The following is a 13,772-nucleotide window of genomic DNA, read 5'->3' as shown; positions in this document are numbered from 1 at the left end:
GAGATCTAGTGAGGAGATTTGTCGTTCATGATCTTGTATATGAAGAAACCGCCGTAAAATAACATCAGACCAATTGCCCCAAAAATTACTATCATTGACGATAGACCCACTGCATTACCAAATAGGAGATCAAGCCAAAAGTCCATACGTTTCCTCCAAGATGTTCCCGACAGGAATAAACTAAATGGCGGTGTCTTGTTGCACACTGATCTGGATCAATTATGTTGCTAAGGTTAATAAACTGTATTTTGTTGTGAGTTATCAGTCACATTTTACGTGCTAGTGTTCAGTTATTCATCAAACGAATTAAGACCTAAGGTTTTTTTGTAAAAAGCACTTGCGCCACAGTTCAGAATCCGTAATATACGCACTCGTTGACGGGGACAATTCCTCAGTTAAACATATCGGTGAATAGCGCAGCTTGGTAGCGCATCTGGTTTGGGACCAGAGGGTCGGGGGTTCGAATCCCTCTTCACCGACCATATTGAGAAAAAGGCTCTACAGAAATGTAGAGCCTTTTTCGTATTTGGTGATATTTATTTGGAACCAGAGGATCGGGGTCTGGAATGCCAGGCCTCTGGAAGCTCGGTCGCGTCGAATCCCTACTTCACCGACCACTTTTAGAAAGCCTGCTCAATGAGCAGGCTTTCGTCGTTTTTAGCTCTAGTAATTTTAGACTTCAATAGTATCGAATCAAATTGGGGTTCGCCTGATGTTCGAATATGGCACTTCACCGACACGTATTGAGAGGAAGGCTCTACAGAAATGTAGGGCCTTTTCATTTTTTAGAGTGAGTAAATTTATTACTTGATGTCACACGAGATAGTATTGATAGGAGTTTCAGAAGTAGTGAAGCAGACATAAGCGGTCTTTGGGTGATTTGGACCAATCTTGACGTAACCCGCTTTTAAATCGTCTTCATCAAACGTTACTGAGTGAGATTTGCTTGTATTTCCATCATAGTAAACCGCTTCAAAGCCTTGGTTCATCATATGTGCAACGCGATTTCGAGTGTGGGCTGTTGAAAACGTGATGTTCGCGCAACGCATCATTGGTTTTTCGGTAATAAGAAATTGACCACTCTCTTTATCTAAAACACCGCCTTTTACTTCCGGAGTTATATCAATAGCTTGAAAAGCTTCTACGTTGCATGGCGGTTTAGCATAAGACAGCGAAGAAGTGAGCATAATTCCAATCGTGTATAGGAATAAATATTTAAATTTCATATGAGTTGTTTTGTATCCACTTAGCTTAACGGCGATTTATAAGAAAGTTTGAATGAATTTTAAATGGTTGTATTTAAATAATTGTATTTAAATGGCATTTTTCAAACAATCACTAGATATCACAATTTGCTTGGCGCGTCTTACCCAGTGGTTTGATGTTAAAACCCCGATTTTTAAGCAGTTCAATCAGGTTATCTTTACCTACTAAATGCAAGCCACCAACAACAACGGTGTAACGACCCGCTTGCTGAGGTAGAACACTGCCAGTGTCGAGTTTTTTAGCCCAATCTCGATTACGCTCGTATAAAAAGGCTTGGTTAAACTCTTCTGTTGTATGATCGGTCAAAGAGGCTTCGACCAACATGCTACCATCACCGCTCTTCCAACTCTCTATCAAGCATTGAACCAACTCTTCTCCGCCATCATATTCTTCAATTGACGAGAGAAGTATCTCTTTACCGCCTTCTGATTGACCTGCGATTAAATCGATTTGGAATTGCACGGACTCTAGTGAAATGACCGGGATTTGCTTTTTATCAGCGAGTCCTATTAAGTGCATGTCGACCCCTTTATCAGAGACATACCCCAGTTTGTTGACTAAAGCGAGTTGGATGGTGAATGCAGCCATCCAAGGTGGGGAATTTAGGAGTTGAGTTTCTGGCAAACCTAAATCTTGGGCAATTTCAATTAAGTGGCGACGTTGAGCTCTGTCTAAAACATCTTTAGAAAGAATGGTTGTTTGTGGGTAAACCAAGCCTTCAGAATTCCTGACGTCTGCTTCAATAATCAACCCTGCGCTTTGGCTTAAGTGCTGGATGACCGTTCTAGGGAGTGGGTACATCGTTTTATCCCCCACATGTACCGAGCCAATAATCATAAGTTCGGTTTCCCCTTTTTTCGCTAACCAATGCTGTGGCTCTGCATAAGAGGAAAAAGGAGTCAAAGTAACAAGTAGAGATGATATGAGCGTCAAGAGACGAAACATAGAGTGGCCCTCAGATAAGATACCTTTAAACTTTATACGCAAAATAGCGTGAGGTTAAGTGCAATTTCTCCAGTGGTGTATTCGACAAAATCGTCATTTCTAAAAATATTGACGAGTTTTGACGACGAATAAATGAGAGTCACTTCACGAAAGGTAAATAGGTAATTCGCTTACTAATGGTTCACAAAATAATTAGGCGTGATCCAAATCTTACAAAATCAGTCGTAACTCATGAATATAAGTGACCTAGATCGCAGCAAACTCGTCAAAACAAGTTGTTCGATTTTGACGTGTATTGTAACTCCATGAAAATTAGGTTTTTATTGTTTTTGCTGAGTGTCATTTTTTGAACTGGATCACTTCCTATTTCTATTTATTTTACGCTTAGAAATAACAGGTTGTATGTTGAATGTAACGGTTAGGTACCTCGCATTTGAGGGGCCGAGATTTTTATCATTGTCGTTTTGAACCACTGACTTTTTTGGGGAAGTAAGATGTTTAAACCTAGTCTGATTGCTGTTTCTGTTATCACTACATTAGCAGGTTGCTCTGCGCTGAAAAGCTCTGAACAACAAGTTGTAAATTCGTTGGCTAATAATCTTGATATTCAATACCAAGTGTTGACTAACCACGGTGCAAACGAAGGTCTTGCTTGTCAGGACTTAGGGGCTGAGTGGGCGTCTTGTAACAAGGTAAACATGACGCTGGTTAACCAAGGTGAAGCGGTTGACTCAAAAGATTGGGCTATTTACTTCCACAGCATTCGTCTGATTCTGGATGTTGAAAACGAACAGTTCAAAATCTCTCGCGTAACGGGTGATCTACACAAACTAGAACCAACAGATAAGTTTGATGGGTTTGCTGCGGGTGAAGAGGTTGTGCTTCCTCTTGTTGCTGAATACTGGCAGCTATTTGAAACTGACTTCATGCCAGGCGCTTTCGTTGCTGCACCAAATGCAGAGCCTAAGATGATCGCTTCTCTTAACACAGAAGACGTTGCATCTTTCGTGACTGGCCTTGAGGGTAACAACCTAAAACGTACGCCAGATGACAACAACGTATTTGCGAGCGCTGTGTCTCGTTTCGAGAAGAACGAAGATCTAGCAAAACAAGACGTATCAACCACGTTACTACCAACGCCAATGTCTGTTGAAGCAGGTAAAGGTACGGTAGATATCGCGGCGGGTATTGCGCTGCCTAAAGACGCATTCGATGCGACTCAATACGCAGCAATTCAAGGTCGTGCAGAAGTGGTAGGTGTGGATGTTCGTGGTGATCTTCCTGTAAGCATCACTGTTGTTCCTGCAGACTTCACCGGTGAATTGGCAAAATCTGGTGCTTACGAAATGAGCATCAAAGGCGACGGTATTGCGATTAAAGCGTTTGACCAAACAGGTGCTTTCTACGCAGTACAATCTATCTTTGGCCTGGTAGATAGCCAAAATGCTGATTCTCTACCACAACTGTCTATTAAAGATGCGCCGCGTTTTGATTACCGTGGTGTGATGGTGGACGTGGCTCGTAACTTCCACTCTAAAGACGCGATTCTTGCAACGCTTGACCAAATGGCCGCGTACAAGATGAACAAACTACACCTTCACCTAACGGATGATGAAGGCTGGCGTTTAGAAATCCCGGGTCTGCCAGAGCTGACTGAAGTGGGTGCTAACCGTTGTTTCGATTTGGAAGAGAAAAGCTGTTTACTGCCTCAGCTTGGCTCAGGTGCAACGACAGACAACTTTGGTTCTGGCTTCTTCAGCAAAGCAGACTACGTGGACATCTTGAAGTACGCGAAAGCGCGTAACATCGAAGTGATTCCTGAAATCGATATGCCAGCACACGCTCGTGCAGCAGTGGTATCAATGGAAGCACGTTACGACCGTCTAATGGAAGAAGGTAAAGAAGCAGAAGCGAACGAGTATCGCCTGATGGATCCTCAAGATACATCGAACGTAACGACGGTTCAGTTCTACAACAAGCAAAGCTTCATCAACCCATGTATGGAATCTTCAACTCGCTTTGTTGATAAAGTGATTTCAGAAGTAGCAGCAATGCACCAAGAAGCGGGCACGCCGCTAACAACATGGCACTTTGGTGGTGACGAAGCGAAGAACATCAAGCTAGGCGCTGGTCTGCAAGACATCAACGCAGAAGACAAAGTAAGCTGGAAGGGTAACATTGATTTGTCTAAGCAAGACAAGCCATTCGCACAGTCACCACAATGTCAGGCGTTAATTGCAGACGGTACGGTAAGCGATTTTGCTCATCTACCAAGCCACTTTGCAGAAGAAGTGTCGAAGATGGTGGCAGAGAAAGGCATTCCAAACTTCCAAGCTTGGCAAGATGGCCTTAAGTACAGTGAAGGTGAGAAAGCGTTCGCAACAGAAAACACGCGTGTTAACTTCTGGGACGTTCTTTACTGGGGTGGCACATCATCAGTGTACGAATGGTCTAAGAAAGGTTACGACGTTATCGTTTCTAACCCAGACTACGTATACATGGACATGCCGTACGAAGTTGACCCGAAAGAGCGTGGTTACTACTGGGCGACGCGTGCAACAGATACTCGTAAGATGTTTGGTTTTGCACCAGAGAACATGCCTCAGAACGCAGAAACCTCTGTAGACCGCGATGGTAACGGCTTCACTGGTAAAGGTGAAATCGAAGCGAAACCTTTCTATGGTCTATCAGCACAGCTGTGGTCTGAGACAGTACGTAACGACGAGCAATACGAGTACATGGTATTCCCTCGCGTACTAGCAGCCGCTGAGCGTGCATGGCACCGTGCTGATTGGGAAAACGACTACAAAGTGGGTGTTGAATACTCGCAAAACTCTAACCTAGTAGACAAAGTCGCGCTAAACCAAGACTACAACCGCTTTGCGAACGTACTTGGCCAACGTGAACTGGCTAAGCTAGAAAAATCAGGTATCGACTACCGCCTGCCTGTACCAGGTGCGAAAGTAGAAGATGGCAAGCTAGCAATGAACGTTCAGTTCCCAGGGGTGACGCTTCAATACTCTCTAGACGGCAAGAACTGGCTAACTTACGCAGATAATGCTCGTCCAAATGTGAAAGGTGAAGTGTTTATCCGTTCCGTGTCAGCAACCGGTGAGAAAGCAAGTCGAGTGACCAGTGTGAAATAACTCAATTCTTGTAAGTTAATTTTTTGGCAAAGCCTCAACATCATGTTGGGGCTTTCTTTATTTTTTAAGGAAATTAAGCGTGATCGATGTCTAATTATTTTTCATTGATAAATAAGTTTTGGGTTGTAATGGTCAAGGTTATTGTGAACTGGATCGACTTAATCTGCTAAATATCAATAAATTATCTGTTTACGATCACACTTCTATTTTTTGAATAATTTTATAAAAATACGATAAGTGCCTGTATTTTCCATATTTTTATCAGGGTTGTTGAGCGTCGGTTTGAACAAGATCACTTTTTAAAATGTTTTATTTTCCATCGCGAATTAATTGAAACAATATTGCGAACGCCAAGGAGGCACATTCCAAAGTTTGCGATAAAAGGGAAGAGATGCCCTCTAAAACTATCGCATAACGTGAATAAATAAAGGCAGTAATTATGAAAAACATTTTTGCACTGAGTGCTCTTTCTCTCGCTTTCGCTTCTAGCGCTTTTGCTGGTTCTTCTTACGTAACAGGTAATGTTCAATTCCACGATGATGGTCGAATTCATGGTTCGGACGTTACGTCTACACTGGAAGCTGGTCATACTTTTGATAACCAATTCGGCGGCTTTACGGTTTACACCGAATTTGATGGTATTCAGTTGGGTAAACTGGAAACAGAAAACGGTGGCGCAGGTAACACAACACCAGCAATCACTGTGGGTGGTGAGCAGTCATTTAATATTACCGATCATTTATGGGTTGCCGCTGGTTACCAACACCTGTTCTCTGCTGGCGAGAATGTACAGTACCGTCCATTGGTTAAGATCGGTTACAACTTCGATAACGGCATCTCCTTAAGTAACCGTACTCGTGCGCACATTGATGCGACAGACGCAGATGCGGATACAGATTACCGCATGGACAACCGCATCGGTTACGTGATGAATGAGGATGTGACGCTAAGCTACAACAACGTCTACATGATTGAAGCGGAAACCATGGACCACGAGCTTCGTGCAACGTGGACTCGTAAAGGTGTTCAACCTTACTTTGAGTTCCGTAGTCAAGCACACGGTGCAGAAAACGCGAGTGGTGACAGCCTAGTGAATAATGCTTTTGTATTTGGTGCCTCTTACGGCTTCTAATTTTATATTTGTCTTAACTGTCCATTAAGAAAAAGCCCAGCGGTTTGTCTCGCTGGGCTTTGTTTTTATTTGCCGTTGCCTTCGTGGTGGCTATATTCGAACACTTGGCCTTTTTCGTTAAAGGCGTAAACGGTGTAGCTGTCTTTTTTGTCGCCATATTCCATACCAGGGGAGCCCATTGGCATGCCCGGTACTGATAGGCCTTTTGCGTTACGTGGTGGATTTTTCAAAAACGCTTTAATGTCTTCGGCTGGAATGTGACCTTCAAACAGATAGCCGTTGATCTCTGCCGTGTGGCAAGAGTAAAGCTGTTCATTCTTGATGCCTAGATCGCGTTTGATGGCGTTCATGTCATCGTGCAATTTTTCTTCGACCGTAAAGCCGTTCTCTTCCATGTGTTTTGTCCATTCTCCACAACAGCCACAGTATGGCGATTTATGGTTAATGACATCGGCTGCCAATACGTTGGCGGACACGGTCGCAAGCATTGCAAAGGTCAATAGTTTCAACTTCATAATACCCTCAAAAAGAAGTGGTTACTTTACTGAAAACAGTCGTAGTCGATTTGCATTACTAACGACAGTAATTGAAGACAGTGCCATTGCCGCTCCTGCGACAACAGGACTGAGCAAAAATCCAAACGCTGGGTAAAGCACGCCAGCGGCAACTGGAATACCCAACGAGTTGTAAACAAAGGCACCAAATAGGTTTTGCTTCATGTTTTTAAGTGTAGCGCGAGAGAGTTCAATCGCATGTACTACCGCCATTGGTGACGTGTTCAGGATGGTCATTTGCGAACTTTCAATGGCGACATCACTGCCGCTACCCATGGCAATACCTAGGTTGGATAACGCGAGAGCAGGGGCGTCGTTAATGCCATCCCCCACCATTGCCACGACATGTCCTTGAGATTGAAGTTGCTCAATGTGCTGAGCTTTCTCATCTGGCATTACTTGGGCAATCACTTCATCAATACCAAGTTCTTGGCCGATAGCATTGGCAACGTGTTGGTTATCGCCCGTCAGCATTACCGTTTTGATGCCTTGCGATTTTAATGCAGAGAGCGCTTGCTTCGCATCTGATTTGATCGGGTCGGCAATGGCGATCAGACCGATCAGTTCGCCGTTCAATGCCACAGCTACCGGAGTCCACGCATTTTTTGCGCATTCATCGATGGCAGGTTTTAGTGCGCTGGTCTCGACGTTCTCTGCTTGCATAAATTGAAGCGAACCAATGAGTAGCGGTTTATCTTGATACGTCGCCCAAATGCCGCGCCCGCGAACGTTCTCAAACTTGTCTAATGAGACATCCTTTGCGTCGTGTCGTTTGGCGTAATCACATACCGCTTTTGCCAGTGGGTGCTCAGACTGACGCTCTGCCGCATACGCTAAAGCCAGTAGATCTTCTTGGCTGGTGGCGTGAGTAAACACTTGCTGAACGCTAGGTTTACCTTGGGTAAGCGTGCCAGTTTTGTCGAACACAACCGTGTCGACTTTGCTTGCCAATTGAAGGGCGTCGGCGTCTTTGATCAGAATGCCGATCTCTGCGGCTTTACCCACTCCCACCGTGACAGAAAGTGGGGTTGCTAAGCCTAGAGCGCAAGGGCAGGCGATGATCAGGACGGTTGTGGTGACCACCAGCATATAACTCGCTTTTGGCTCTGGGCCAACGGCAAACCAAACGAGCGCGGCCAGTATTGCTATGCCAACAACGACAGGGACAAACACCGATGAAATCTGGTCTGCCAGTTTCGCGATGGCTGGCTTACTGCTTTGCGCTGTGCGCACCATGCGGATGATACGAGCCAGCATGGTATTTGCGCCAATGCCCGTTGCCTCAATGACTAATCCACCATCGGTATTTAATGTCCCAGCAGACACTTGAGCCTCTTGCGCTTTTAACACTGGTACTGGTTCACCAGTGAGCATCGACTCATCAATGTATGATTCACCTTGAATCACAACACCATCAACAGGCACTTTCTCGCCTGGTTTGATACGCAGTTTCATGCCTAACGTGATTTGCTCAACCGCGATTTTTTGGTCGCCTTGTTCCGTAATTACCGTAGCTTGCTGAGGTTGCAGGTTAATCAACGCTTGTAAGGAACGTGTTGTGTTTGCTTTGGCTTTTGCTTCTATATAGTGACCAAGAGAAATTAAGCCGATGATCATTGCACTCGCTTCAAAGTACACGTGGCGTGAAGCAAGAGGGAACCAGTCTGGGAAAATCACCACAAGCATCGAATAGAACCACGCTGCGCCAGTACCGAGCGCGACTAACGTGTCCATGGTGGCGCGCTTGTGAGTAGCTGCTAACCAAGCGTTACTGAAGAAGTGTTTTCCTGCTGTGGCAAGAAGGAGTAAACATACGATACCGATCGCGCCCCAAGCTAATTGGTCGTTGGTGTTGCGAATCATCATATTGCCGCCAGCAACGCCCCAAATCATTAAAGGGGCACCGACGACAAGGCCAGCAATAGCATCCAGTTTAAAGCGTTTTTGTTGCTGACGTTGTTGCTGTGCTTGCTTTTCTTGCTGGGTTGCGGCGTCTTGTAGGATCTCTGCTTGGTAACCGGCTTGTTTTACCGATTCAACAATTGCGTTAAGGAGGTCATCAGAGTCTTGGCTTGCGAATACTAGTGCGCTTTGTTCTGCAAGGTTGACCTGTGCTTTCTCAACGCCTTCTACGTTAGTAAGTGCTTTCTCTACTGAAGATACGCAACTCGCACACGTCATGCCTTGAATCAGCATTTGCAATTGAATACTCGCTGGTGGCACCTGCGTATCTTTAATATTGCTTTGCTTTTCTACCTGTTCGGTCTCTGGTGAGCTTTCGTTCTCTACTTCAACAGAATCAAGGTTGGCGGTATAGCCGAGTGTTGCTATTAAGTCGATCACTTGTTGCTCGGAGAGGAGGGTACGAATCTCTAAGTGCGTTGTTGAAGCCTCAAAAGAAATAACGTCTTGATTAGATTCTAATAAAGATGAAAGTTTTTTGACGCAACCGCCACAGCTTAAGCCTGAAAGGTTTAGCTCGTAGTGATTTCCTGCTTGGTAACCAAGAGATTCAATCGACGAGACGAGCTCTTTAAGAGAAGACTCGGTTTTGACCTCTACTTGCGTCGGGGACAAATTGAGGATCTCCACATCGTGATTCGCATGTAAAGCATTCTCAACTTTTCTCGCACAGCCCATGCAGTTGAGCCCTGATAAAGGTATAACTAACTGATACATAATCTGCACCTCAATAGTAGTGATGCTATGAGCTTAAACCTTCCTGCAAGGGTAAGGTCAATACCCATTTGCTACTCACAACAATTTCGTCAAAATCTCTCGAATCCCACAAGTGCACGGTCATTTTACTTGCGAGTGATCTCAAGGTTTTTTCTCTTTGAATATAAAGTTCCGTTAAAACACCTAAAAGATGAATGAAGTCGCTCACGTTTTTTAGATGCTCTCAATGTCAGTTCAGTGTCAAAACGTACTTTTAACGTTTTTTATTTTTTATATTTGATGTTAAGTGATTGTTTTTTATTGATTTATTTTATTTTTGATCTTCTCATTTTGAAGTCGCTCAGATTGCTGTAGGGAAAGTTTTTTAGTGCGAAAAAAGTTTGTCATATTTGCCCCGTCCAAACACTGTTTCAAGTTCCTGCCATGTCCTAGTTAGTGAATTTGAAAATGGAAAAAACTAAAAATATAGGGGTTTATAATGTCTTACCTAAAGAAAAGCCTACTTGCCACGGCAATTACCGGCATGATGTTCAGTGGTGCTGCATTTGCTGATGGTGCAAACAGTGACGCAGCAAAAGAGTTTCTAACCAAAGATTCATTTTCTTATGAAGTTTACGGAATCATCGCGATGCAGGCCGCGTACCGCGATTACGATTCTGGTAGCAAAGCAACGGACGATGATTTGGGTGGCATGCAGCTAAACAACGAATCTCGTATTGGTTTCCGTGGTAAAAAACAATTTGCTAACTTCGACCCTACTTTTATTTGGCAAATCGAAGGCGGTTATGTAGACCCTAGCTTTGGTGGCGAGGGCGCAGGTCTTGGTGAACGTGACACATTCGTCGGTTTTGAAAGTGCATCTTGGGGTCAAATTCGTCTGGGTCGCGTTTTGACACCTATGTACGAATTGGTTGACTGGCCAGCATCTAACCCTGGTCTCGGCGATGTATACGACTGGGGTGGTGCTATTGGTGGCGCCAAGTACCAAGACCGTCAATCAAACACTATCCGCTGGGACTCTCCAATGTTTGCTGACAAATTCTCCCTAGATATCGCAGCTGGTGCAGGTGATAAAGCAGGTCTAGGTGAAGGGGATGACTACTGGGGTGGTATCGCAGCACACTACAAAATTGGTCCTATCCAGTTAGATGCGGCATATGAAGGTAACCGTAATATCAAGATGGAAAGCCAAACGTGGGAAAACAACACGTACTTGGTAGGGGCACAAGGCTGGTTTGATAACGGGATCTCTTTCTTTGCGCAATACAAATACATGGAAGCGGACGCAAGCAATGGTGTGAGTGAAAAGCAAGATGCAATGTCTGCCGCTATCATGTACACCACGGGTGATTGGCAATACAAACTGGCTTACGCCGCTAACTTTGATCTCGAGCGTGATGGTAAGAAAATTAACGATACAGCGGACGATGTGTTATCAGCACAAGTTATGTATTTCGTAGACCCATCGGCAGTGCTGTACGTACGTGCTCGTACTCTAGACTTTGGCGACGGTGCGTCTCAATTAGATAAACCAACAGAAGCACGTTGGAAGTCTGCTGACTACGACGAGTTCTCTGTAGGTGTTGAATACTACTTCTAGCTAAAGAAGCAGCTAAAAGGGCGGAAACGCCCTTTTTATCTTGATACTTATTCAAATAAGCCTTTGAAATGACTGGCCTGTAAGTTTTAGAGGCTTATCTAAATTGGTATAAAGTGAGAAACCATGATGAAAAAAACAACGACACTTCTCGGACTTTGCGCAATGCTTTCGGCGCCAGCTTTTGCTGCTCAACTCACTCTGCAATCTGAATTAGTTCCTCACGTTCTCAACGGCGAGTTCGTCTACCCTGAGTGGATATCCAAGAACAACAGCATCGAGTTAAAGGATGGGGAAAACCAATTAGCGGTAACGGTTGGACAAATCGTATTTGAAGATGGAAAGCGCCGTAAATTCGATTCGCAGCCACTTGTATTAGAGTTTGATGCAGAAAAAGACACCGAGCTTTCTATGACTTATCAAACATTCCGTACTATTGAAGAGGCGAGAGCCTTCGAACTCGATCCTAAAGTGGTATTGAAAGACAAAAACGGAAAAGAAGTGGCATTCTCTATGGTTCAACTTCGTAAAGGTGGTTTGCAAGGTTTTCGTGATTACGAACGAGAAGTTGCCGACTATAACAACGCAATGAATAAAGAATCGACCAAGGCAAGCATTGCGTCTTCTCCAGCGGAAACCAAAACAATCAAAGCATCGTTTAATGAATTGAGCCGTGAAGAGCAGCAAGAATTTATGCAATGGGCAATGCGTAACCTGAAGTAATTTTGTCTTGTGCTTTAACAGTAAATAGTAGGGCTGTGCCTTTTTGGTTCTGCCCTGTTTTTATTTCTGTTGTCAAACCGATTGTAGAATTGACTTACGGTGGTAAAATGTCGCCACTTTTATCCTTGACATTACAACGAGAGATCTCTCGTTGCTCATTACCCCTAAGGAACTCAAATGACGGTTAAAACTCGTTTTGCTCCTAGCCCAACTGGCTATCTACACGTTGGTGGTGCGCGTACTGCACTTTACTCTTGGCTATACGCTAAAAACCAAGGTGGTGAATTCGTTCTACGTATCGAAGATACAGACCTTGAGCGTAACTCTCAGGAAGCGGTTGATGCAATTCTTGAAGGCATGGAATGGCTAGGCTTGGAGTGGGATGAAGGTCCTTACTACCAAACTCAACGTTTTGACCGTTACAACGAAATGGTTGATAAGCTTCTTGCTGAAGACAAAGCTTACAAATGTTACGCGTCTAAAGAGCTGCTAGATGAAATCCGTGCAGAGCAAGAAGCAAATAAAGAAATGCCTCGCTACGATGCTAACCATCCAAAAATCAAAGCAGCAAACGAAGCGGCAAAAGATGGCGATCCATGTGTTATCCGTTTCCGTAACCCGAAAGAAGGCAGCGTAGTATTTGATGATCAAATCCGTGGTCGCATTGAAATCCGCAACGATCAAATGGATGACCTAATCATTCGTCGTACTGACGGTTCACCTACTTACAACTTCTGTGTAGTAGTGGATGACTGGGACATGGGTATCACTCACGTTGTTCGTGGTGAAGACCACATCAACAACACGCCTCGTCAAATCAACATCTACGAAGCACTAGGTGCGCCAGTACCAACATTTGCACACTGTGCAATGATCCTGGGTGATGACGGCGCGAAACTGTCTAAACGTCACGGCGCTGTATCAGTCATGCAATACCGCGATATGGGCTACCTGCCTGCGGCACTAAACAACTACCTAGTGCGCCTTGGTTGGTCTCATGGGGACCAAGAAATCTTCTCTCAAGAAGAGATGATCAATCTATTTAGCCTAAACGCAGTATCTAAGTCAGCGTCTGCTTTTAACACTGACAAACTGCAATGGTTGAACAACCACTACATCAAGAACTCAGACCCTGCGTACGTTGCTGAGCATCTACAATGGCATCTAGATCAACAAAAACTAGACGTAACGAATGGTCCTGCTATCACTGACGTGATCAAGCTAGTGGGTGAGCGTTGCAACACGCTAGTTGAGCTAGCTGAGCAAATCCGTTACTTCTATGAAGATTTCTCTGAGTTTGAAGCGGGCGCAGCGAAGAAACACCTGCGTGGCGTGGCTAAAGAGCCTCTAGAACTTGCATTAGCGAAAGTGGAAGCACTAACTGAATGGACGACAGCGAACATCAAAGATGGCGTTATCGCAGCAGTATGTGAAGAGTTGGAAATCGGCATGGGCAAAATCGGTATGCCATTACGTGTTGCTGTAACAGGCGGTGGTCAGTCTCCTTCTGTCGATGCAGTAATGGAGCTGGTTGGAAAAGAGCGTTGTATTGCTCGCATTAAGATGGCGCTTGAGTTCATTGCTGAGCGTGAAGCAAACGCATAATTGCTTTGAACTGAACGTTCTTTTGAATAAATAGTCACAAAGCCGCGGTGAGCAACCGCGGCTTTTTTGTATCTTCAATTTAGATAACGAGAAACTTTCTTTCATATTGGTGAATGAAGAGATGG

At 44.5% G+C, this 13,772-nt stretch carries 10 protein-coding genes and 1 tRNA gene; 6 read left to right on the top strand and 5 right to left on the bottom strand.

The window, feature by feature from the left end:
- Positions 1 to 5: 5 nt before the first annotated feature.
- Positions 6 to 146: a DUF3149 domain-containing protein gene (locus R7Z47_RS22590; RefSeq protein WP_005382236.1), complete on the bottom strand. Its 141-nt coding sequence runs from the start codon at positions 144 to 146 to the stop codon at positions 6 to 8.
- Between the two features lie 259 nt (positions 147 to 405).
- Here R7Z47_RS22590 and R7Z47_RS22585 point away from each other — a divergent pair.
- Positions 406 to 482, top strand: a tRNA-Pro gene (locus R7Z47_RS22585).
- Positions 483 to 803: 321 nt separating this feature from the next.
- On the opposite strand, the gene R7Z47_RS22580 is transcribed toward R7Z47_RS22585, so the two are convergent.
- Entirely contained in the window at positions 804 to 1,187 is a 384-nt protein-coding gene (locus R7Z47_RS22580; protein WP_005384085.1) for a hypothetical protein, read from the bottom strand.
- A 151-nt stretch (positions 1,188 to 1,338) separates the two neighbouring features.
- Complete coding sequence (locus R7Z47_RS22575; protein WP_253657014.1) at positions 1,339 to 2,211, bottom strand: TraB/GumN family protein; 873 nt, start codon at positions 2,209 to 2,211, stop codon at positions 1,339 to 1,341.
- 494 nt (positions 2,212 to 2,705) lie between these two features.
- On the opposite strand from R7Z47_RS22575, the gene R7Z47_RS22570 reads away from it, so the two are divergent.
- Both R7Z47_RS22570 and R7Z47_RS22565 read left to right on the top strand, forming a co-directional pair.
- The gene (locus tag R7Z47_RS22570) at positions 2,706 to 5,357 is read left to right on the top strand and encodes a beta-N-acetylhexosaminidase (protein WP_253657013.1); all 2,652 of its coding nucleotides are present in this window, start codon (positions 2,706 to 2,708) and stop codon (positions 5,355 to 5,357) included.
- A 439-nt stretch (positions 5,358 to 5,796) separates the two neighbouring features.
- Entirely contained in the window at positions 5,797 to 6,489 is a 693-nt protein-coding gene (locus R7Z47_RS22565; RefSeq protein WP_005382004.1) for an oligogalacturonate-specific porin KdgM family protein, read from the top strand.
- 65 nt (positions 6,490 to 6,554) lie between these two features.
- Here the strand turns inward: R7Z47_RS22565 and R7Z47_RS22560 are convergent, their stop codons facing one another.
- Complete coding sequence (locus R7Z47_RS22560; protein ID WP_151514570.1) at positions 6,555 to 7,004, bottom strand: DUF411 domain-containing protein; 450 nt, start codon at positions 7,002 to 7,004, stop codon at positions 6,555 to 6,557.
- A gap of 21 nt (positions 7,005 to 7,025) precedes the next feature.
- Positions 7,026 to 9,722 (bottom strand): copper-translocating P-type ATPase, encoded by a 2,697-nt coding sequence (locus R7Z47_RS22555; RefSeq protein ID WP_318130630.1) that lies wholly within the window; start codon positions 9,720 to 9,722, stop codon positions 7,026 to 7,028.
- Positions 9,723 to 10,200: 478 nt separating this feature from the next.
- Between R7Z47_RS22555 and chiP the strand changes: the two genes are divergently transcribed.
- The 3 genes from chiP to gltX all read left to right on the top strand — a co-directional run bounded on the left by chiP (position 10,201) and on the right by gltX (position 13,647).
- Positions 10,201 to 11,322, top strand: coding sequence for a chitoporin (gene chiP / locus R7Z47_RS22550; RefSeq protein WP_005382007.1), 1,122 nt, complete (start codon positions 10,201 to 10,203; stop codon positions 11,320 to 11,322).
- Between the two features lie 123 nt (positions 11,323 to 11,445).
- Positions 11,446 to 12,042 (top strand): DUF2057 domain-containing protein, encoded by a 597-nt coding sequence (locus tag R7Z47_RS22545; RefSeq protein ID WP_262630491.1) that lies wholly within the window; start codon positions 11,446 to 11,448, stop codon positions 12,040 to 12,042.
- Positions 12,043 to 12,219: 177 nt separating this feature from the next.
- Positions 12,220 to 13,647, top strand: coding sequence for a glutamate--tRNA ligase (gene gltX / locus R7Z47_RS22540; protein ID WP_005384075.1), 1,428 nt, complete (start codon positions 12,220 to 12,222; stop codon positions 13,645 to 13,647).
- Positions 13,648 to 13,772: the final 125 nt, after the last annotated feature.

This window comes from Vibrio sp. 1641 (genome assembly GCF_033339995.1).
In the GTDB taxonomy this organism is placed as follows: Bacteria; Pseudomonadota; Gammaproteobacteria; order Enterobacterales; family Vibrionaceae; genus Vibrio; species Vibrio alginolyticus.
This window is presented reverse-complemented; position numbering and strand designations above follow the sequence as displayed.